Source organism: Neptunomonas sp. CHC150, from assembly GCF_030397555.1.
GTDB classification, from domain to species: Bacteria; Pseudomonadota; Gammaproteobacteria; order Pseudomonadales; family Balneatricaceae; genus Neptunomonas; species Neptunomonas phycophila.
The window spans coordinates 1-554 of record NZ_JAPNXU010000055.1 but is presented as its reverse complement, the minus strand read 5'-3'; the positions used below and the strand labels follow the sequence as shown (position 1 = coordinate 554).

The 554-nt window shown below is 49.6% G+C and carries 1 pseudogene; it reads left to right on the top strand.

The annotated features are described in order from the left end of the window. A pseudogene (locus OW491_RS18160) lies at nt 1-484 on the top strand (hypothetical protein); the annotation flags it as partial. Nucleotides 485-554 lie beyond the last annotated feature (70 nt).

Sequence of the window (554 nt, the reverse complement as noted above, 5' to 3'; positions counted from 1 at the left end):
CCCAATCACGTGGGTAGTGGCTGGTATTGCACTGCTAATTGGTGGTGTAGCCGCTGCAATCTATTGGTGGGACGACTTAACTGCAGCATTCAAAGACACGGCTTGGTTTGATGTTATTGCCGGAGCGATTGAGGGCATTGTTGACCTGCTGAACATGATCCCCGGTGTGGATATTGAACTGGGTAGCAAGGTTGATACACCAGAAGTGAGTGCAGCCGTTCAAGCAGAGCGAAATGCGCCTACATCTATTCAGCCAATGGCGTTCGACGCCCCAGAAATGCCAACGGGTAACGGTCGCAGCATTGCCGAATACAAACAACTGGGAGCGATGCCAACGCTACCGCCAAACATGGTTCAAAACGTAACGACCACTCATAAACCACAAGGCGGCAACATGAGCTCATACGGTGACGTCTACATCACTGCACCAAATGGAATGACACCAGACCAGTTAGCCGAATGGGATGAACTCAATGCCGGATAGCCATTTATCAGAAAGCAAAAAATACATCGACATTAAAGTGATTGACGGTGGCTGGGATATGGATGCAGGT